At 41.3% G+C, this 20,260-nt stretch carries 21 protein-coding genes and 8 tRNA genes; 27 read left to right on the plus strand and 2 right to left on the minus strand.

The genetic code is table 11. The features are described 5' to 3' along the window. Positions 1–14: 14 nt before the first annotated feature. The 6 genes from BQ5364_RS03205 to BQ5364_RS03230 all read left to right on the plus strand — a co-directional run bounded on the left by BQ5364_RS03205 (position 15) and on the right by BQ5364_RS03230 (position 4,470). Positions 15–674, plus strand: a complete 660-nt coding sequence (locus BQ5364_RS03205) for an amino acid ABC transporter permease (RefSeq protein WP_004612079.1) — start codon at positions 15–17, stop codon at positions 672–674. Further along, positions 655–1,329, plus strand: a complete 675-nt coding sequence (locus tag BQ5364_RS03210; RefSeq protein WP_004612080.1) for an amino acid ABC transporter permease — start codon at positions 655–657, stop codon at positions 1,327–1,329. The genes BQ5364_RS03205 and BQ5364_RS03210 overlap by 20 nt, the downstream gene beginning before the upstream one ends. Before the next feature lies 1 nt (position 1,330). Further along, positions 1,331–2,083: an amino acid ABC transporter ATP-binding protein gene (locus BQ5364_RS03215; protein ID WP_071143626.1), complete on the plus strand. Its 753-nt coding sequence runs from the start codon at positions 1,331–1,333 to the stop codon at positions 2,081–2,083. Positions 2,084–2,317: 234 nt separating this feature from the next. Further along, on the plus strand, positions 2,318–2,821 hold the full coding sequence (locus tag BQ5364_RS03220) for a GreA/GreB family elongation factor (RefSeq protein WP_029158218.1): 504 nt from the start codon (positions 2,318–2,320) through the stop codon (positions 2,819–2,821). A gap of 102 nt (positions 2,822–2,923) precedes the next feature. Next, the gene (locus tag BQ5364_RS03225; protein ID WP_022250126.1) at positions 2,924–3,685 is read left to right on the plus strand and encodes an N-acetylmuramoyl-L-alanine amidase; all 762 of its coding nucleotides are present in this window, start codon (positions 2,924–2,926) and stop codon (positions 3,683–3,685) included. 32 nt (positions 3,686–3,717) lie between these two features. After that, complete coding sequence (locus BQ5364_RS03230; protein ID WP_022250127.1) at positions 3,718–4,470, plus strand: sigma-70 domain-containing protein; 753 nt, start codon at positions 3,718–3,720, stop codon at positions 4,468–4,470. A 52-nt stretch (positions 4,471–4,522) separates the two neighbouring features. Here the strand turns inward: BQ5364_RS03230 and BQ5364_RS03235 are convergent, their stop codons facing one another. Then, positions 4,523–5,815 (minus strand): HlyC/CorC family transporter, encoded by a 1,293-nt coding sequence (locus tag BQ5364_RS03235; protein WP_022250128.1) that lies wholly within the window; start codon positions 5,813–5,815, stop codon positions 4,523–4,525. Positions 5,816–5,966: 151 nt separating this feature from the next. Between BQ5364_RS03235 and murB the strand changes: the two genes are divergently transcribed. The 21 genes from murB to BQ5364_RS03340 all read left to right on the plus strand — a co-directional run bounded on the left by murB (position 5,967) and on the right by BQ5364_RS03340 (position 18,934). Then, positions 5,967–6,878 carry a UDP-N-acetylmuramate dehydrogenase gene (murB, locus tag BQ5364_RS03240; RefSeq protein WP_022250129.1) on the plus strand — a complete coding sequence of 304 codons (912 nt, stop codon included), beginning with the start codon at positions 5,967–5,969 and terminating at the stop codon, positions 6,876–6,878. 3 nt (positions 6,879–6,881) lie between these two features. After that, entirely contained in the window at positions 6,882–7,754 is an 873-nt protein-coding gene (gene rapZ, locus BQ5364_RS03245) for an RNase adapter RapZ (RefSeq protein WP_004612117.1), read from the plus strand. Between the two features lie 16 nt (positions 7,755–7,770). Continuing rightward, positions 7,771–8,733, plus strand: coding sequence for a DNA-binding protein WhiA (gene whiA / locus BQ5364_RS03250; protein WP_044986967.1), 963 nt, complete (start codon positions 7,771–7,773; stop codon positions 8,731–8,733). Then, positions 8,726–8,983, plus strand: coding sequence for an HPr family phosphocarrier protein (locus BQ5364_RS03255; protein ID WP_004612119.1), 258 nt, complete (start codon positions 8,726–8,728; stop codon positions 8,981–8,983). Before whiA ends, BQ5364_RS03255 begins: the two co-directional genes overlap by 8 nt. A gap of 63 nt (positions 8,984–9,046) precedes the next feature. Next, positions 9,047–10,006 (plus strand): diacylglycerol/lipid kinase family protein, encoded by a 960-nt coding sequence (locus tag BQ5364_RS03260; RefSeq protein WP_004612120.1) that lies wholly within the window; start codon positions 9,047–9,049, stop codon positions 10,004–10,006. A 16-nt stretch (positions 10,007–10,022) separates the two neighbouring features. Continuing rightward, a complete protein-coding gene (locus tag BQ5364_RS03265; protein WP_004612121.1) occupies positions 10,023–11,393 on the plus strand; it encodes a sodium-dependent transporter in 1,371 nt (456 codons plus the stop codon). A gap of 123 nt (positions 11,394–11,516) precedes the next feature. After that, positions 11,517–11,588 (plus strand) — tRNA-Glu (locus BQ5364_RS03270). Positions 11,589–11,729: 141 nt separating this feature from the next. Further along, positions 11,730–12,593, plus strand: coding sequence for a class II fructose-1,6-bisphosphate aldolase (gene fba, locus BQ5364_RS03275; protein ID WP_004612122.1), 864 nt, complete (start codon positions 11,730–11,732; stop codon positions 12,591–12,593). Between the two features lie 138 nt (positions 12,594–12,731). After that, entirely contained in the window at positions 12,732–14,855 is a 2,124-nt protein-coding gene (locus BQ5364_RS03280) for a glutamine synthetase III family protein (protein WP_004612123.1), read from the plus strand. A 67-nt stretch (positions 14,856–14,922) separates the two neighbouring features. Beyond that, on the plus strand, positions 14,923–15,369 hold the full coding sequence (locus BQ5364_RS03285) for a DUF1700 domain-containing protein (protein WP_071143627.1): 447 nt from the start codon (positions 14,923–14,925) through the stop codon (positions 15,367–15,369). Between the two features lie 252 nt (positions 15,370–15,621). Continuing rightward, positions 15,622–15,807, plus strand: a complete 186-nt coding sequence (locus tag BQ5364_RS03290) for a hypothetical protein (RefSeq protein WP_071143628.1) — start codon at positions 15,622–15,624, stop codon at positions 15,805–15,807. A 116-nt stretch (positions 15,808–15,923) separates the two neighbouring features. Continuing rightward, positions 15,924–17,072 (plus strand): THUMP domain-containing class I SAM-dependent RNA methyltransferase, encoded by a 1,149-nt coding sequence (locus BQ5364_RS03295; protein WP_004612126.1) that lies wholly within the window; start codon positions 15,924–15,926, stop codon positions 17,070–17,072. Between the two features lie 15 nt (positions 17,073–17,087). Then, on the plus strand, positions 17,088–17,687 hold the full coding sequence (locus BQ5364_RS03300; protein ID WP_071143629.1) for an XTP/dITP diphosphatase: 600 nt from the start codon (positions 17,088–17,090) through the stop codon (positions 17,685–17,687). After that, complete coding sequence (locus BQ5364_RS03305) at positions 17,684–18,163, plus strand: metallophosphoesterase family protein (RefSeq protein WP_022250134.1); 480 nt, start codon at positions 17,684–17,686, stop codon at positions 18,161–18,163. The genes BQ5364_RS03300 and BQ5364_RS03305 overlap by 4 nt, the downstream gene beginning before the upstream one ends. A 113-nt stretch (positions 18,164–18,276) precedes the next feature. Continuing rightward, positions 18,277–18,351: transfer RNA gene (locus BQ5364_RS03310), tRNA-Pro, on the plus strand. A gap of 4 nt (positions 18,352–18,355) precedes the next feature. Next, a tRNA-Gly gene (locus BQ5364_RS03315) sits at positions 18,356–18,426 on the plus strand. Positions 18,427–18,470: 44 nt separating this feature from the next. Then, positions 18,471–18,544: transfer RNA gene (locus BQ5364_RS03320), tRNA-Arg, on the plus strand. 7 nt (positions 18,545–18,551) lie between these two features. Then, positions 18,552–18,625, plus strand: a tRNA-His gene (locus BQ5364_RS03325). A 9-nt stretch (positions 18,626–18,634) separates the two neighbouring features. Then, a tRNA-Gln gene (locus BQ5364_RS03330) sits at positions 18,635–18,706 on the plus strand. 10 nt (positions 18,707–18,716) lie between these two features. After that, a tRNA-Lys gene (locus BQ5364_RS03335) sits at positions 18,717–18,789 on the plus strand. 65 nt (positions 18,790–18,854) lie between these two features. Continuing rightward, positions 18,855–18,934 (plus strand) — tRNA-Leu (locus BQ5364_RS03340). Positions 18,935–19,224: 290 nt separating this feature from the next. On the opposite strand, the gene BQ5364_RS03345 is transcribed toward BQ5364_RS03340, so the two are convergent. Then, positions 19,225–20,226 (minus strand): LacI family DNA-binding transcriptional regulator, encoded by a 1,002-nt coding sequence (locus tag BQ5364_RS03345; protein ID WP_004612130.1) that lies wholly within the window; start codon positions 20,224–20,226, stop codon positions 19,225–19,227. Positions 20,227–20,260 lie beyond the last annotated feature (34 nt).

Genomic DNA, 20,260 nt, shown 5'->3' on the forward strand with positions numbered 1-20,260 from the left:
GATAAAATCAAAGAATGAATTGGGAAGCAATGAAATCATACCTTCCGCTATATGAGAAGGCTTGTATATTAACTTTAAAGATTGGTTGGATTGGTATTTTGTTTGCGATTGTAATTGGTTTGTTCTGTGCTTTGATTCGGCATTATAAAGTGCCGGTTCTTAGCACGATCGCAGGGGGATATATCGAATTTTTCCGGAATACTCCATTGCTGGTACAGCTGTTTTTTCTGTATTTTGGTTTGCCGAAATTGGGAATATCCATTGGAGCAGAATTTTGTGGAGTGTTAGGATTGGCGCTTTTGGGCGGCGCATATATGGCGGAAGCTTTTCGAAGCGGTTTAGAGTCTGTAGAACAAATCCAGATGGAAAGTGCGCTTTCGCTGGGAATGAGCAGGCAGCAGGCGGTGAGGCATATTATTCTCCCGCAGGCGATTTCAATCAGTGTACCGGCATTTGTCGCAAATATCATATTTTTGCTGAAGGAGACGAGTGTGTTTTCAGCAATCAGTTTGATGGACTTGATGTTTACGGCAAAAGACTTGATAGGCTTGTATTATAAAACAACGGAATGCCTCGTGCTGCTTGTGATTTTTTATCTCATTATTTTATTGCCGGTATCCCTTATTGGGAGCATTGTAGAAAGGAAGGTGCGTTATGCAGGATTTGGGGTTTGATGTTTTGCTAAAAGGATCTAACATGCAGCGTCTTCTAATAGGGCTTTGGACCTCTTTGCGAATCAGCTTGATAGCAGTTGTGATTAGTATTTTTCTCGGCTTGATAGTGGGAGTTTTAATGACAAGGAAAAATATAATTCTCAAGGTGTTCACCCGTGTTTATTTAGAAATTGTAAGAATTATGCCTCAGCTGGTATTACTTTTTATTGTTTTCTTTGGAGCGACCAGAGTGTTTGGAATCGATATTGAGGCAGAAAAAGCATCTATTATTGTATTTAGTTTTTGGGGAACAGCGGAAATGGCGGATCTTGTACGCGGTGCATTGATCAGCATTCCAAAACACCAATATGAGAGTGCAAAAGCATTGGGGATGAGTGAGCTGCAAATCTATTTACATATTGTAATGCCGCAGACATTGCGAAGATTAATTCCACTGTCCATGAATCTCATCACAAGAATGATCAAGACAACTAGCTTGATTATGATGATCGGGGTGGTCGAAGTCTTAAAAGTTGGTCAGCAGATTATTGAGGCGAACCGTACTTCGTCTCCAAATGCGGCATTTGGTGTTTTTGCAGCGGTGTTTGTCTTATACTTTATTGCATGCTGGCCGATCAGTATGTTTTCAAAATACTTGGAAAGGAAATGGGTATAATATGGCGGAAGAATTAATAAAAATAGAGCAGGTTACAAAGAAATACAATGAAAATGTTATTTTCGAGGATTTGTCATTATCTATTCGAAAAGGAGAGGTTGTAGTGATTGTTGGTCCTTCCGGATGCGGGAAAAGCACCCTTCTTCGGTGTATGAATGGGCTGGAGCCTATTGAAAAGGGAACAATCAGTTATTGTGGAGAAACCGTAGATGGCAGATCTAAAAATATTATGGAGATTCGCCAGAAAGTGGGGATGGTGTTCCAAAGCTATGAGCTTTTCCCGCATAAGACAATCCTTCAAAATATCACATTGGCGCCGAAATTGGTGCAGAGTCGTAATAAGCAGGAGACAGAGGCAGAAGCATTGGAACTTTTAAAACGGGTCGGGCTGGAAGAGAAGAAAGACAGCTATCCACGTCAACTTTCCGGAGGACAGAAACAGCGTGTTGCAATTGTGCGGGCTCTTTGCATGCATCCGGAAGTGCTTTTGTTTGATGAGGTGACAGCGGCACTGGATCCGGAGATGGTGCGGGAGGTGCTTGAGGTGCTTTTAGATCTCGCAAAACAGGGACGTACGATGGTCATCGTGACACATGAAATGTCTTTTGCAAAGGCAATAGCAGATCGTGTAATCTTTTTAGATAAAGGAATCATTGTGGAGGAAGGAAAAGCAGAAGAGTTTTTTGAATACCCGAAAACAGAGCGGGCGCAGAGATTTCTTCATACATTTACATACGAAAAAGTGAAAAAATAATTGTGAAGAGAAGTTACAATCCTGCCGGCAGTTGCCAGCATTACATAAACGTGATAAGATATCAATAAGAGAACAATCATTTACTTGAGTTATCGTTGCGGATTTCCAACATAGAACCACCCTTATACCTTTGCGGTTAGGGTGGAATTTTCTATGTCTGCAAAATTTCAGGATAATTTCTTGCGGGCGGTTGTTTCTTTTGAAAATAGAAAAATCCAGCTAGGAGTGGTGAGTGTGTATAATCAATTGACACAAAAAGATATTGATGCAATGAAAGCGGAGATAGAACATCGAAAAGTCGTGGTGCGAAAAGAACTGTTGGAAGATGTGAAAGAGGCGAGAGCCCATGGTGATCTGAGTGAAAATTTTGAATACCATGCTGCGAAGAAAGAAAAAAACAGGAACGAAAGCAGAATACGGTATTTGGAAAGAATGATAAAGACAGCGGAAGTGATCAGTGATGAATCAAAAGACGATGAAATCGGACTGAACAAGATTGTGGAGTTGTATTTTGAAGACGAAGATGATGTAGAGACATATAAAATTGTGACGACTGTGCGTGGAAATTCTCTTCAGGGACTTGTAAGTACAGAGTCTCCGATTGGAAAAGCATTGCTCGGCCACAAGGTAGGGGACAAAGTGTGGATTCCGATCAACGCTAATGCAGGATACTATGTAGTTGTGAAGTCAATCAAAATAGCGGATCCGGATGAGGAAGATAAGCTGAGAAGTTTTTAATTAAATTGGAAATGCGGACAGTATTTTGTGATTGATTAAAAGTGACACATAAATATGCGGTGCACATATAATGGTATATAAAGAAAACATAGGAGAGATTTTATGCCATATTCAATTATGCTCGATGCCGGACACGGCGGACGTGATCCCGGTGCAGTCTATCAGGGACGGCAGGAAAAGGATGATACGCTCCGCCTGACGCTGGCAATCGGGGAAATTTTACAAAATAACGGGATTGATGTAGAATATACGAGAACGACGGACATCTACGAGTCGCCGCTTCAAAAAGCGCAGGAAGCAAATGCCGCGGGAGTGGATTTTTTCGTATCGATTCACCGCAATTCGTTTCCGACTGACAATGTTGTGTCAGGAGTGGAATCTTTGGTGTATGATTTGTCGGGAATCAAATATGAAATGGCAAAAAACATCAATGCACAGTTAGAGACGGTCGGGTTTGTGAATCTTGGTGTGAAGGCGAGACCGAATCTTATCGTGCTTCGGAGGACAAAGATGCCGGCGGTGTTGGTGGAAGTGGGATTTATCAACTCGGATGTGGACAATGAATTGTTTGACAGCCATTTTTATGATATTGCACAGGCAATCGCAGAGGGGATTTTAGATACACTGGAGGTTGAAAATGCACCGAGTACAAATAGATATAAAGTACAGACAGGGGCGTTTCGGAATGAGGTGTATGCAAACAACCTGAAAAATGAACTGACAGAGATGGATTTCCCGGCACGTGTGGAACAGTCTAACGGATTCTTCCGTGTGATGGTTGGAAATTATGGGACACTGGACGAGGCGACTGCGATGGAACAAAGATTAAAAAGAGCTGGATATCAGACAGTTATCGTGACATAATAGAGATACACAAGAACAATATGGAGGTATATATGGGAGGAAGAATAGAATTTCGTGAAAAACTAAGCGGTATTTTGAAGATGGCAGAAGAGAATGGATGCCAGATTACAATAGACGAGGTAGAATGTTATTTTGAAGAGGAACATTTGTCAAAGGAACAGATAGAATTAGTCTTCGACTATCTTTTAGCGCAAAAGATAGTCGTAAAAGGCTATGAGAAGACTGGAGGAAGTGTGACGAGCAGTGAGGAAAACAAGGCCGCATTTACTGAGGAAGAACAACGATATCTTAAAGAGTATATGAAAGATATTGGCGGAATCAGAGAGGCTGATGAAGAAGAACGAGAAGCGTTGTTTGAAAAGGTATTGGAAGGAGATGCACTCGCAAAAAGTAGGCTGGTGGAGATATATCTGCCGGAAGTTGTGGAAATTGCAAAACAGCTGTATCACCCGGAAGTATTTTTGGGAGATCTCGTTCAGGAGGGAAATGTCGGACTGATTCTCGGTGTAGATATGATAGACGATTTGGACAAGGCGCATGACGTGATTCGCAGAGAGATCAGACAGGCTATTCAAATGTTGATCGAAGAACAGACGGAATTAAAAAACAGAGACAAGAAGATGGTAGAAAAGGTGAATACACTGGATGAAAGTATTCAAGCATTAACAGAGGAACTTGGGCGTAAGGTGACGATCGAGGAGCTTGCAGTGTACATGGGAATGTCAGAAGAAGAGGTAGAAGATATTTTGCGGTTGACAGGAGAAGAGACAGAAGAAGAGGAATAGATATTAAGAGAGCGGGTATTCGAAAGAAGACCCGCTTAAGAATCGACACAGATTACTCTTCGTTGTTATCCTCCGAATCTTTTTTGTCATAGAAATCTTTCGGCAGATAAATATGAACTTTTTCAACTCGATTCTTATCAAGGGAATCTACAACCATGCGTATTCCGTTTTCGGTCGTAATCTCATCACCTTTTTCCGGAAGACGATCAAGTTGTTCGATAATGAAACCGCCAAGAGAATCATAGTCTTCAGACGAAAGATCCAAATCTAACCGATCATTGAGGTCATCCAGATTCATAGAACCCTCTACAACAAACTCTTCGCGAGTAATCTCTTTTAAAAACTCTTCTTCGTTCTCGTCGTATTCATCTCGAATCTCTCCGACAATCTCTTCTAAAATGTCTTCCAGTGTGATAAGACCTGCTGTCTCGCCGTACTCATCCAAGACGATGGCAATGTTGAGAGATGCCTCTCGCATCTCGACAAGCAGTTCAGAGATACTTTTATACTCGTACGTAAAATATGCTTCGCGTAAAATATCACGGACATGAAATTCTTTTGTGTTATCGAATAAAAGAAGATCCTTCATATTAATTGTACCGATGACATTGTCAGTTGTCTCTTCATAGACCGGAAGACGAGTGAACTTGTCCTCGCGGAAAATGTCGAGCAGTTCGTCGTAAGTACTTTCCACATCAGCAAATGTGACATGTACACGAGGAACCATGACGTCTTTCGCCTTGGCATCCCCAAGGTCAAATACATTGTAAATCATCTCTTTTTCCTCGGATTCAATAACTCCGTCCTCATGACTGACATCTACGATTGTCCGAAGCTCTGTCTCAGTCATTGTATTTACTTTTCCGTTCGGGTTGACGCGGAGAAGAAGAAGAATACCGCGAGACAACATATTTACGATGAAACTGATTGGAGTCACAATCGTCATAATAAAATGAATCGGATAAGCATATACTAAAGCGAGCGTCTCAGAGTGGATTGTTGCAACAGTCTTTGGTGTGATCTCTCCAAAAATAAGAATCAGCACAGTGATGAGACCTGTTGCAACTGCAACGGCTGAGCCACCAAAATTATAGGCGATACTTGTAGTCAGGGCTGAAGCAGACAGATTCACAATATTGTTGCCGATTAAAATTGAGCTCAACATTTTTCCGGAATTGTCAGTCACCTTTAATGCCATTTTTGCGTGTCTATTACCTTCTTCTGCAAGAGAACGAAGGCGAATCTTGTTTATGGTGGTCAGAGAGGTCTCTGCCGAAGAAAAAAATGCAGATAACCCTAAGAGAATAATTAAAATAATAATTTGTATGACGGCACTCAAGTCCAATGATAAATTCACTCCTTTTAAAAATTACATATTGGAATTAATATACCGCATTTTATTGCATTTTGCAAGTGCCCGTTGAATTTGCAGGAGGTTTGTTGTATGATGAAACATGTATATAAATGAATACATAGAAGTGTATGGAGAATGAGTAATGAATTTGAATTTTTATAATAAACTTACAGACTATATAGAAGCAGAACGTATTTATCGAGAGGAACCGATGAAGAAGCATACGACATTCCGTGTGGGGGGCAATGCAGACTATTTTGTAGTTCCAAAGACGGAAAAAGAGGTGGAAAGGATTGTCGGCCTGTGTAAAGAAGAAGGAATGCCATATTACATTCTTGGGAATGGAAGTAACCTTTTAGTAGGTGATAAAGGGTACCATGGAGTGATCATTCAGATTTGTAAGGAGATGAATGAGATCAGTGTGGAAGATAATTTTTTGAATGTGCAGGCAGGTGCATTGCTTTCGAGGGTTGGCAATGTGGCGCTGGAGGCGGGACTTGCAGGATTTGAGTTTGCATCCGGCATCCCAGGAACGATGGGCGGCGCTGTGTTTATGAATGCAGGAGCCTATGGCGGAGAGATGAAAGACATTTTGACAGAAGTGACTGTTTTAGATGAAAATAACGAGGTACGGGTTCTGAAAAAAGAGGAGCTGGAGCTTGGGTATCGGACAAGTATTGTGGCGAAAAAAGGATATGTTGTACTGTCAGCGAAAGTAGAACTGAAGAAGGGTGACCAAACCAAGATCCGAGAAAGGATGAACGAACTGAAAGTGCAAAGAACAACAAAGCAGCCGCTTGAGTACCCGAGTGCAGGAAGTACATTTAAGCGACCGGAAGGATATTTTGCGGGGAAACTGATTGCAGATGCAGGGCTTCGCGGATTTCAGGTCGGAGGAGCACAGGTTTCCGAAAAACACTGTGGATTTGTGATCAATAAGGACAATGCTACAGCAGCTGATATTATAGAGTTGATGAGGCAGGTTATAGAAAGAGTACAGAAGGAATTCGGCGTCGAATTAGAGCCGGAAGTAAAGAAGTTGGGAGAATTTTAAAACATGAGATTTATAATTGTGACGGGAATGTCAGGGGCAGGAAAAAGTACAGCGTTAAAGATGCTTGAAGATGTGGGATATTTTTGTGTGGATAATTTGCCGGTACCGCTTGTCCCGAAGCTGGCAGAACTGTTGCGTGTTCCGAATTCTGAGATTAATAAGATTGCACTTGGAATCGACATCAGAAGTGGGCAGAAGTTTCCTGAATTGGAATGTATTTTAGAAGGATTTAAGGAAAGCGGAATGGATTATGAGATTCTGTTTTTGGATGCGAGTGACGACGTATTGATCAAACGATATAAGGAGACGAGGAGGAATCATCCGCTGGCGGGAGATGGGAGAGTTGATAAGGGTATCCAAAAAGAGCGTGCCTATGTAGAACAATTGAGACAGAAAGCAGATTACATATTGGACACAAGCAGATTGCTCACAAGGGAATTGAAGGTCGAACTGAATAAGATTTTCGTGGAAAATAAAGAGTTTAAGAATCTTTATGTTACAGTGCTTTCTTTCGGGTTTAAGTATGGAATCCCAAGTGATGCAGATTTGGTATTTGATGTTCGCTTCTTGCCGAATCCGTATTACATAGAAGAGATGCGTCCGAAGACCGGCAATGACAGAGAAGTCCGCGAATTTGTGATGAACAATGAAAAATCAACTCAATTTTTGGAGAAACTTGAGGATATGATTCGCTTTTTGATTCCGAATTATATTATAGAAGGAAAACATCAACTGGTCATTGCCATAGGATGTACAGGGGGAAAACACAGATCTGTGACATTGGCAAATGAGTTGTATGAAAAACTTTGTGAAGATGAAAATTATGGAATAAAAATAGAACATCGGGATATTGAAAAAGATGCAAAAAGAAAATAGTAATGGAAAACAGGAAATGTCTTTTTCCGGAAAAATAAAAGAAGAACTTGCCAGGCAGTGGTCCGAGGCGAGACATTGTCAAATAGCGGAACTTGCTGCGATTATCAGCATGTGTGGAAAGGTTTCGATTGACAGCAGAGAAAATTATTCGATTAAAGTGCGCACAGAAAATGTATCTGTTGCTAGAAAGTACTTTACATTATTGAAAAAAACATTTAATATAGATACTGAAAATTCTGTCGCGAGAAATAAATCAAATGGAAGTATTTACTATACAGTCATTATAAAAAAACACGAGAACGCAATCAAAGTACTTCAGGCGACTAAATTGATGGATGGAGCAGGAGAGATATCAGAGGAATTTTCGGTTTCCAGAAATTTGCTGTTACAGCAGAGCTGCTGCAAGAGAGCGTTTATCAGAGGAGCTTTTTTAGGAGCAGGCTCCATGAGCAATCCGGCGAAAGGATACCATTTGGAGATCGTATGCATGTCAGGAAAGAAAGCGGAACAACTGCAATCGGTAATGCATGCATTTGAGATTGAAGCAAAAGTGGTGATTCGAAAAAAATCACATGTTGTATATTTGAAAGAGGGGTCTCAGATTGTCGATCTTTTGAATGTTATGGAAGCACCGGTTGCATTGATGGAATTTGAAAATGTGCGTATTCTAAAGGATATGAGAAATACAGTGAATCGAAAGGTGAATTGTGAGACTGCCAATATTCATAAAACCGTATCTGCCGCGGTCAAACAGGTGGAAGATATTACATACATAAAAAATACAGTAGGCTTAGACGAGTTGCCGGAGGGACTAGAAGAAATCGCAAAAATCAGGCTGCAATATCCGGAGGCAACGTTAAAGGAGCTTGGAGATTTACTGACGGTACCGTTAGGAAAATCAGGTGTGAACCACAGGCTTAGAAAGCTGAGCAACATGGCTGAAAAGCTTAGGGAAAACAAGGAGGAGAATTATGATTAGGAGAGAAGTAACTGTTAATTGTGTAGGTGGACTGGATGCACGCCCGATTGCGATGCTCGTACAAAAAGCAAGCCAGTTTGAAAGCAATGTATACATTGAAATTCTGGATCAGAAAAAGATCAATGCAAAAAGTATTATGGGCATGATGTCTTTGAATATTTCAGATGGTGAAGCGGTTACTGTTGTAACGGACGGGGAAGATGAACAAGAGGCAGCAAGTGCGATTGAGGAGTACTTAAGTAAACAATAAGATGAGAAAAGAGCATGTGAATGCTCTTTTTTAACATCATTACAGTAGTGGGAGGTACAGATCATGAAGAAAATGCTATTTGTATATAATCCAAATGCCGGAAAGGGGCTGCTTAGACCGAAAGTATCTGATATTGTGGATATTTTTGTAAAAGCCGGATATGAGGTTACAATTTATCCGACGCAGAGCTACAGAGATGCATATAAAAAAGTTTGTGAGCTGGAAGAAGGATATCAGCTTGTCGTGTGCAGTGGTGGAGACGGAACAATCGATGAGGTTGTGACGGGGATGATGCAGAGGGAGCATAAGATTCCAATTGGTTATATCCCGACTGGAACGACGAATGATTTTGCAAACAGTCTGCATATTCCGAAGGATATTTTGATGGCAGCACATACATCTGTGAATGGGGCGCCGTTTGCGTGTGATATTGGACGATTTAATGATGATGTATTTGTGTACATAGCTGCCTTTGGGCTGTTTACTGATGTATCTTATCAGACAAAACAGAATGTAAAGAATGTGCTCGGTCATCTTGCGTATGTGCTTGAAGGTGTGAAACGGCTGTATAACATTCCGTCCTATCATGTGAAGGTGACATATGATGATCAGGTGATTGAGGAAAATTTTGTGTATGGCATGGTGACAAACTCAAGATCTGTCGGTGGTTTCCGCAATATCATCGGAAAACATGTAGTGTTTGACGACGGAGAATTTGAAGTGACCTTGATCAAAAGCCCAAAGAATGCGTTGGAACTTCAGGAAATTATAGCGGCGCTTTTGATTGAGCAGATTGATACAAAACATATGTATACATTCAAGACAAATCATATTACATTTGAATCATTAGAAGAAATTCCGTGGACACTGGATGGGGAATTTGGCGGTCAGCATGATTTTGTACAGATTCACAACGAAAAACAGGCGCTTCAGATTATGGTATCGCCTGAGCATATTTCATCTCTGATGGAATATCCGGAGAAACTGAGTTTGGAGGCGGCAGAAGAAAAGACAGAAGGGTAGAAAGGGAAAAGTTACTATGGAAAAGAGAGAAAAGTTTTCGTCGAGACTTGGGTTTATCCTGATTTCGGCGGGCTGTGCAATTGGACTTGGGAATGTGTGGAGATTCCCTTACATTACGGGACAGTATGGCGGGGGAGTATTTGTACTAATTTATTTGTTTTTCTTATTGGTCCTTGGATTGCCAATTGTTATTATGGAATTTGCGGTCGGACGTGCCAGTCAGAAGAGTGTTGCCTTGTCGTATGAAGTACTGGAACCAAAAGGAAGTAAATGGCATATTCACAAATATTTTGCAATCGCAGGAAATTTCCTCCTCATGATGTTCTATACAACAGTAGGTGGATGGATGCTTGCGTATTTCTTCAAGATGTTAAAAGGTGAGTTTGTTGGAGCAGACTCAGAGAAGATTACTAATATTTTTGGAACGCTTACATCGAACCGAAATGAGATGATTTTCTGGATGATCATTATCTCATTGCTGGGGCTTGCGGTTTGCTCCCTTGGCTTGGAAAAAGGCGTCGAAAAAATCACAAAAGCAATGATGGTAAGTTTGTTTTTCATTATGCTTGTGCTGGTGGTGAGAGCATTGACATTGCCAAATGCAATGGAAGGATTGGAGTTCTATCTGAAACCTGACTTGTCCAAAATCAAAGAAGCCGGAATTGGAACGACTGTGTTTGCGGCGATGGGACAATCATTTTTTACGTTGAGTATCGGAATCGGCGCATTGGCAATATTTGGAAGCTATATTGGAAAAGAGAGAGCGCTGACAGGCGAGGCGATCAGCGTAACACTTTTGGATACATCCGTTGCGATTATGGCGGGGCTGATTATTTTCCCGGCGTGTTTTGCATTCGGAATCAATCCGGGGGAAGGACCGGGACTTGTGTTTATTACACTGCCGAACGTATTCAATGAGATGGCAGGCGGACGTATTTGGGGAACTTTGTTCTTCCTCTTTATGACATTTGCGGCATTGTCTACTGTCATTGCCGTTTTCCAGAACATTATTACATGTACCAGAGATCTTTGGGGATGGTCGCTGAAAAAAGCGACATTGTTAAACGGAATTTTGCTTATCGTTTTAGGACTTCCATGTGTGCTGGGAATGACAGACTGGGCAGGCTTTCAGATTGGCGGAAAGAATATCATGGATCTGGAAGATTTCCTTGTAAGTAATAACCTGCTTCCGCTTGGTTCGCTTGTGTATCTGCTGTTCTGTGTGACAAGATACGGATGGGGATGGGACAATTTCCTGAAAGAAGCGAATACCGGAGAAGGCATGAAATTCCCGGGAGGAAAGGCATTTAAGTTCTATCTTACCTATATTTTGCCATTGGTAGTACTGTTTATCTTTGTGCAAGGATACGTAGCGATGATAAAGTAGGAGATTGAGAGTTACTGCAGACTGATGTGTGAACTGTAACAATTAAAAATAAAAAATAAAAAATAAAAAAAGTACTTGTATATTTTTCGGTCATGCGTTATAATATACAAGTACGAGTGATACGGCTCCATGGTCAAGCGGTTAAGACGCTAGCCTCTCACGCTGGAATCAGGGGTTCGATTCCCCTTGGAGTCATTTCTTGATAAGTGTCCGCAGAAGATTCTGCGGATATTTTTTTGCCATGAAATACTTTGTTTTAAGGGTTTCTTTTTTGCAAAATATGGTTTATAATAAGAAACGTCAAAACTTATAGTAAAGAATCGGAGGGAAAGAATAATGTTAGTATCAGCAAAAGAAATGCTTGAAAAAGCAAAAGCAGGACACTACGCAGTAGGTCAATTCAACATTAACAACTTAGAATGGACAAAATCAATTTTACTTACAGCTCAGGAATGCAATTCACCAGTAATTCTTGGTGTATCTGAAGGTGCTGGAAAATATATGGCGGGATACAAGACAATTGTAGGAATGGTAAATGGAATGTTAGAAGAACTGAATATCACAGTTCCAGTAGCACTTCACTTAGACCACGGAAGCTACGAAGGATGTTTGAAATGTATCGAAGCTGGATTTTCTTCAGTAATGTTTGATGGTTCACACTATCCAATCGAAGAAAACGTAGCAAAAACAAAAGAATTAGTTGCAATCTGTAACGAAAAAGGAATGTCTCTTGAAGCTGAAGTTGGTTCAATCGGTGGAGAAGAAGATGGTGTTGTAGGAAAAGGTGAATGCGCAGATCCTAAGGAATGTAAAGCAATCGCTGATCTTGGAGTATCTATGTTAGCAGCAGGTATTGGTAACATCCACGGAAAATATCCAGAAAACTGGGAAGGATTAAGCTTCGAGACTTTAGATGCTATTCAGCAGCTTACAGGAGAGATGCCATTAGTACTTCACGGAGGAACAGGTATTCCGGAAGACATGATTAAAAAAGCAATTGACTTAGGTGTTGCTAAGATCAATGTAAATACAGAGTGCCAGTTATCATTTGCTGCAGCAACTCGTGAATACATTGAAGCTGGTAAAGATTTACAGGGAAAAGGATTTGACCCACGTAAATTATTAGCTCCAGGTGCAGATGCAATCAAAGCAACTGTAAAAGAAAAAATGGAACTATTTGGTTCTGTTAATAAAGCTTAATAAGGACAAGTTCTTAATCGAGGGTGATGGAAGTTATTTCCGTCACCTTCTTTATTTTTCCTTGCATTTTAAAAAAAATTAGAGTATCTTAGAAGAGAATATTTTGCAAGAAACGAATGAACTGGGAAGGGTGAAACAATGAGTGAGATAATAAATGTAGCAGAGATATTTGGCGAAAATGTTTTCAATGATTCTGTTATGCAGGAGCGCCTGCCGAAAAAAGTATATAAAGAATTAAAGAGAACAATTCAAGAAGGAAAAGAATTAGAGCAGTCGATTGCGGATGTAGTGGCACATGAGATGAAAGAATGGGCGATTGAAAAAGGTGCGACGCATTATTCACATTGGTTTCAGCCTCTTACCGGGGCAACTGCGGAAAAACATGATTCCTTTATTTCAGCGCCAAAGTCAGATGGGAAGGTGTTGATGGAGTTCTCAGGGAAAGAGCTTGTCAAGGGAGAACCTGATGCGTCGTCATTTCCGTCAGGAGGACTTAGAGCCACATTCGAGGCGAGAGGATATACGGCATGGGATTGTACGTCTCCGGCATTTATCAAAAAAGATGCAACCGGAACGGGAGCGATTCTTTACATACCGACAGCATTTTGCTCGTATACAGGAGAAGCCTTGGACCAAAAGACACCATTACTTCGATCTATGGAGGCGATTAACAAACAGGCACTAAGACTTCTTCGCCTGTTTGGCAACACAACTTCTCAGAGAGTGACACCGTCAGTAGGAGCGGAGCAGGAATACTTTTTGGTTGACCGGGAAAAATATCTGAAACGGAAAGATCTTATTTTTACGGGAAGAACGTTATTTGGCGCAATGCCGCCAAAGGGACAAGAACTGGATGATCATTATTTCGGGGCAATTCGTGAGCGTATTGCACTCTTTATGAAGGATGTCAATGAGGAACTCTGGAAATTAGGAGTGTCCGCAAAGACACAACATAATGAGGTTGCACCGGCACAGCACGAGCTGGCGCCAATTTATGCACAGTGTAATGTGGCAGTTGACCACAATCAGCTTGTGATGGAGACATTAAAGCAGGTTGCATACCGTCATGGGCTGCACTGCTTATTGCATGAAAAACCATTTGCGGGGGTGAACGGTTCAGGAAAGCATAACAACTGGTCTCTGACGACTGACGATGGAATTAATCTTTTAGATCCGGGAAAAACACCACATGAGAATATTCAGTTTTTGCTTGTTCTGACATGTATTTTACGTGCGGTAGACAGACATGCCGAATTGTTGAGAGAATCTGCAGCAGATGTGGGAAATGACCACAGACTTGGGGCGAATGAGGCGCCTCCGGCGATTATTTCGGTATATTTAGGTGAACAGTTAGAAGATGTACTTTCACAATTGATCAGTACAGGAGAGGCAACTCACAGTCTGAAAGGTGGAAAATTACAGACGGGTGTCCGCACCCTGCCTGATTTCGCGAAAGATGCGACAGATAGAAATCGTACCTCACCGTTTGCATTTACCGGAAATAAGTTCGAGTTCCGTATGGTGGGCTCCAGAGATTCTGTGGCAGCGCCGAATGTCGTGCTGAATACGATTGTGGCAGAAGTATTTCAGGAAGTCTGCGATGAGTTGGAGAAAGCAGAAGACTTTGACATGAAAGTACATGATTTGATCAAGCAGTTTGCTTCTGAGCATCAAAGAATCGTATTTAACGGAAACGGATATTCTGACGAATGGGTAGAGGAGGCAAAGAGAAGAGGGCTTCCGAATATTAGAACAACTGTGGAATCGATTGAATATCTGACAACGGAGAAAACGGTCGAGTTGTTTGAAAAGTTTGGCGTGTTCACAAGAGCGGAATTGGAATCACGTGCAGAGATTAAATACGAGACTTACGCGAAGGCGATCAATATAGAAGCGAGAGCGATGATCGACATTGCGAGCAAACATATTATTCCAGCTGTAATCAAATATATTACCTCTCTTGCAAATTCTATTAATCAGGTGCGTGAGGCGTGTGGAGATGTTGGAGTAAGTGTGCAGGAAGAGCTTTTGAAAGAATCTTCCGAATTGCTGGCTCAGACTAGAAAAGCTTTGAAAGATCTGATTGTGGTGACAGATGAGGCATGCCAGATGCAGGAAGGTCCGGCACAGGCGGAATTTTTCAAAGATAGAGTTGTAACCGGAATGCAGGCGTTGCGTGAGCCGGTAGACGCACTGGAAATGATTGTAAATAAAGAGATGTGGCCGATGCCGTCTTACGGGGATCTGTTGTTCGAAGTATAAAAAACTGCTTTTCATATAGAAGCCTTTGTGTTATTCTGCATATAAAGAATAACACGGAGGTGAATGTATGAGAAGCAGTGATTTTTTATTACAATTAAAAAAAGCATTGGAGAATGAATTGAGCGTAGCTCAGGTTCAGGATAATGTAGAATATTATAAAAACTATATCAAAGAGGAAATGAAAAGTGGAAAATCGGAGCAGGAAGTGATGGACATGCTTGGAGATCCATGGGCGATTGCCAAGACAATCCTATTGGAAGAAAAGATGAGTGGGCCGCAGGAGAGCATCAACTCAGAGGAAGTGTGGAGCGATCAGGAACAGAAACAGCAAAGCCAAAAGATTCATGTGTTTGGACTGGACACCTGGTGGAAGAAGGCCGCGGTTATTTTGGGCGTGATTGCTATTATTATTCTTATTATTTCTTTGATATTGGGGATTCTCTCGATTGTGTTGCCGATTGCAATTCCTTTGATATTGGTTGTGACGATTTTCAACATGCTCCGCCGAAAATAAAAAGACCAATGGGGGAGCCATTGGTCTTTTTGAGGGGAGTATAAATAATTAATAAGGGGTTGTAGAAAATCGCTTTCTACAAGAGTTAGTATAATATAGATTGGAAAAAAAAGCAAGTTAAAAATTAAAAATTTCTTAAGCAGGTTCAGAGACTGTTAAGAAGTAATTTGTGAAAAAAGTTGAATGCATAAAACATTTCGGATGAGAGATAATAAGGTTTGTACCAATTAAAATCTCAGGAGGAATGAAACAATGGCAAAAAATAATAATGCAACAAACAACAATTCAATGAACAACAACGCAACTTCTTCTTATGGTAATGCACAGAGCAAGAATAAGACATCTAACAAGGCAACAAGCAAAAATACAAACTCAAATGCATCTAAGAATAAAGCGAGCGCATCTGATGCAAGCAGAAACGAAAGCAACAACTATTAAGCGGACAGCAAGGGATGGGGAATGTGATCATTTCCCATCTCTATTAATATGTGGCATCTCTTGACAGTGGGACGCCTTACACGTAATATAAAGTATATAGAAACAGGAGGAAGAGAATGGAAAGAATGGAATTAATAGCGCCATGTCATTTTGGACTTGAGGCTGTGTTAAAAAGAGAAATACAGGATCTCGGATATGAGATTTCAAATGTAGAAGATGGAAGGGTATCATTTTATGGAAATGCAGAGGCAATCTGCAGGGCGAATATATTTTTGCGGACCGCAGAGAGAGTACTTCTGAAAGTGGGAAGTTTTAAGGCAGTTACATTTGAAGAGCTGTTTGAACATACAAAGAAAATTCCTTGGGAGAAATACATTCCGAAAGATGGAAAGTTTTGGGTGACAAAGGCGGCATCAGTAAAAAGTAAACTGTTTAGTCCATCCGATATCCAGTCTATTATGAAAAAAGCGATGGTAAACCGCATGAGAGAACACTATCATGTGGATTGGTTTGAAGAAAGTGGAGCCTCCTATCCGGTACGTGTTTTTCTGATGAAAGATATCGTGACGGTCGGAATTGACACATCCGGTGTTTCTTTACATAAGAGAGGATACAGACAGCTGTCAAGCAAGGCCCCGATTACTGAGACTCTTGCGGCAGCGCTGATCATGCTGACACCTTGGAGAAAAGATAGAATACTTGTCGACCCATTTTGCGGAAGTGGAACATTTCCGATTGAGGCGGCGATGATTGCGGCGAATATTGCACCCGGAATGAACCGATCGTTTACCGCAGAAGAATGGAGTAACCTGATTCCGAAAAAAGCGTGGTACGATGCCATTGATGAAGCGAACAGTTTGATTAATGATGACATTGAAGTGGATATCCAGGGATATGATATCGATGGAGATGTAGTCAGAGCAGCTCGTGAAAACGCAAAAGAGGCAGGGGTGGATCATTTGATTCATTTTCAGGAGCGTGCTGTGAAAGATCTGCGCCATCCAAAAAAATATGGATTCATTATCACAAACCCGCCGTACGGAGAGCGTTTGGAAGAAAAAGAGAACCTTCCCGGGCTATATAGAGAGTTTGGTGACAGCTTCCGCAACTTGGACAGCTGGTCGGCATATATGATTACAAGCTATGAGGATACAGAAAAGTATTTTGGCAGAAAAGCGGACAAGAACCGAAAGATTTACAATGGAATGTTGAAGACGTATTTTTATCAATTTCTGGGACCGAAACCACCAAAACAGAAGAAATAAAGGAGGAAACCGAATATGGAACCAAAGATTATATTTGCAACAGGTAATGAGAATAAAATGAAAGAGATCTGCATGATCCTTTCTGACCTTGGAATGCCAATCCAGGCGATGAAAGAAGCTGGTATTGATGTGGATGTTGTGGAAGATGGAAGCACGTTTGAAGAAAATGCATTGATCAAGGCGACGGAGATTGCAAAAATTGCCGGCAACTGTATTGTGCTTGCAGATGATTCTGGTTTGGAGATTGATTACCTGAACAAGGAGCCGGGAATTTATTCTGCACGCTATGCGGGGGTGGATACATCGTATGATATCAAAAATAATATGCTGCTTGACCGTCTGAAAGGAGTACCGGATGAAAAACGTACAGCGAGATTTGTCTGTGCAGTGGCTGCGGCATTTCCAGACGGAACGACAGAAGTAGTCAGAGGGACAATTGAAGGGCGTATCGGCTACGAAATCGCCGGAGAGCATGGTTTTGGCTATGATCCGATCTTTTATCTCCCGGAATACGGATGCACGACAGCAGAACTTGATCCGGAGAAGAAGAATGAACTGAGCCACCGAGGGAAAGCACTTCGTGCAATGCGTGAAATTATGGAGAAAAAACTATGAGAGTATTAATTGTAAGTGATACACATGGAAGTCACAGAAATTTAGATGCGGTGTTAGAACGCGTCGGAAAAATTGATGCACTCATCCATATGGGAGATGTGGAGAACGGTGAACATTACATTGAAGCGGTGGCGGACTGCGAGACTTATATGGTTGCAGGGAATAATGATTTCTTTTCATTTTTGCCGAAAGAAAGAGAGTTCACACTTGGAAAGTATAATATATTCATCACCCATGGACATAATTACTATGTATCTATGGGAACTGCTCGGTTAAAAGAAGAGGCAAGATTGAGAAAAGCGGATATCGTCATGTACGGGCATACACATAAGCCGGATTTGGAATTTGATGAAGATATCATCGTCATTAACCCGGGAAGCCTCTCATATCCACGGCAGGAGGGGCGGAGAGCGACTTATGTGATGATGGAGATTGATAAAAATGGAGAGGCTCATTTTGAGCTGGAATATGTGTAAAATAACCGATTTTGAAAAAAATAAAAAAAATTAAAAAAAGTTGTTGACATTTCCGTGATGTGCATATATAATAGCTATTGTGTCACGGAGATAACAACAAGAAAACAAAATAACGGGGTGTGGCTCAGCTTGGCTAGAGCGCCTGGTTTGGGACCAGGAGGTCGCAGGTTCGAATCCTGTCACCCCGACTTTGCGGGTGTAGTTCAATGGTAGAACACTAGCCTTCCAAGCTAGATACGTGGGTTCGATTCCCATCACCCGCTTTCCTAAAGCCTTTTAGAGGATTTGGGAACAGGAAATCAAATGTGTGTTTGTAGCTCAGTTGGATAGAGCAACGGCCTTCTAAGCCGTGGGTCAGGGGTTCGAATCCCTTCAAGCACGCTTTGTGGTGGGTATGGTGCAGTTGGTTAGCGCGCCAGATTGTGGTTCTGGATATCGTGGGTTCGAGTCCCACTATCCACCCTTCTATAGTGGGCTATCGCCAAGCGGTAAGGCACAGGACTTTGACTCCTGCATTCGTTGGTTCGAATCCAACTAGCCCAGTAATTATTATGGAGCATTAGCTCAGTCGGTAGAGCACTTGACTTTTAATCAAGTTGTCCGGGGTTCGAATCCCCGATGCTTCACTAAATGGACAAGCGTAAGCTTGTTCATATTTATTCTTCGGGAGATATTCCGATAAATCAGATATGCGGATGTGGCGGAACTGGCAGACGCGCTAGACTTAGGATCTAGTGGGAGACCGTGCAGGTTCGATTCCTGTCATCCGCAGTATAGAAGTCGTGATTCTTGAGAAATCAAGGGTTGCGGCTTTTTTCGTGTGTGGAATTATATTTTAAGATAGATATTTTTTGGGGATAGTGGGAACAGATAAAGAGACCCTTGGAGGAAATGCGAATGAGAAATTTGTATATTTGTTACAGAACATTCCCTATAAAAAGGAAAGGGCCGGTCTTTCGACCGGCGTTATGAAAAAAGAAACTTAAAGGTTTTATCCTTTATTCATATACTATAATACTATGAAAATGTGATAAAAGTGTGTTTAAAAAATGACATCTTTGTTAACGAAGTTTAAAAATTCTATCAGTCGAATTTCTCACGATCAATTGCGCATGAAGTAATATAGTTCCAATCGATACGTTATTTAGTAGACTGTCTAGTGCATAATAACCACATTTGCCGAGCTCAATCCGGTTCTGACGGATCGTGGTGAGTGGGGGAGAGGTGTAGGCACAAAGAGGGAGATCGTCAAAACCGATAATACTGATGTCTTTGGGAACACGGTAACCGAGTTGTTGACATTGCACGATGACCGAGTTAGCAATCTGGTCGTGGCTGCATATGATTGCGGTCATTCCAAGATCTAGAAGACGTGGCAAATGTTTTTCAATACACTGTGTAATGTAGTAAGAGGAACCAGCATAATTTGGCTCGGTTTTTAGATCGTTTTGTTTCATAGCATGAAAAAATGCCTTGTGCCGTACTTGCATAATATGGGAGCCGAGTGCACTGCTGAGGTATCCGATTTTTTGATGTCCCAGTTTTTTTAGATGGGATACAGCAAGTGCCATACCTTCGCTGTTGTCGATTCCGATGGAAGCGATAAATGGGTTGGCTGGTATGTAGTTGTCATAAAGAACGGTGGGAGTGTGGCTTGTCTTGAAATCTTTCATCCAAGGATCATTGAGAGAAAAGCCGAGTACAAATGCTCCTACATAATCATTTTGTAGCATAAAGACGTCGTAAGGCGTCTTTTTTTGTATTTGTATGGTCGTCTCGATAACATCCACAACAAAACCAGCAGGTTCTGCCATCTGCCGAAAACCGATGATAAAATCATATCCAAATTGATGTGGTTCTTCGTATTCCATATTTTCTATAATGATGCAAAATTTTTTTGCTTCGTTTTTCTGTCGCCGCAATCTGGAGTAACCCATTTCAACAGCGGTGTCTAGAATTGTTTTTCGTAAAGTTTCGCTAATGTCTGGAGCGTTATTAATCGCTTTTGATACAGTGCCTTTGGAAACGCCCAATTTATCAGCGATATCTTGTATTGTAGCCATATAATTGCCTTTCTGCTTTTTAAGATTTTGATAA

Origin of the sequence: Coprococcus phoceensis (assembly GCF_900104635.1) — a bacterium.
Classification (GTDB): Bacteria; Bacillota; Clostridia; order Lachnospirales; family Lachnospiraceae; genus Faecalimonas; species Faecalimonas phoceensis.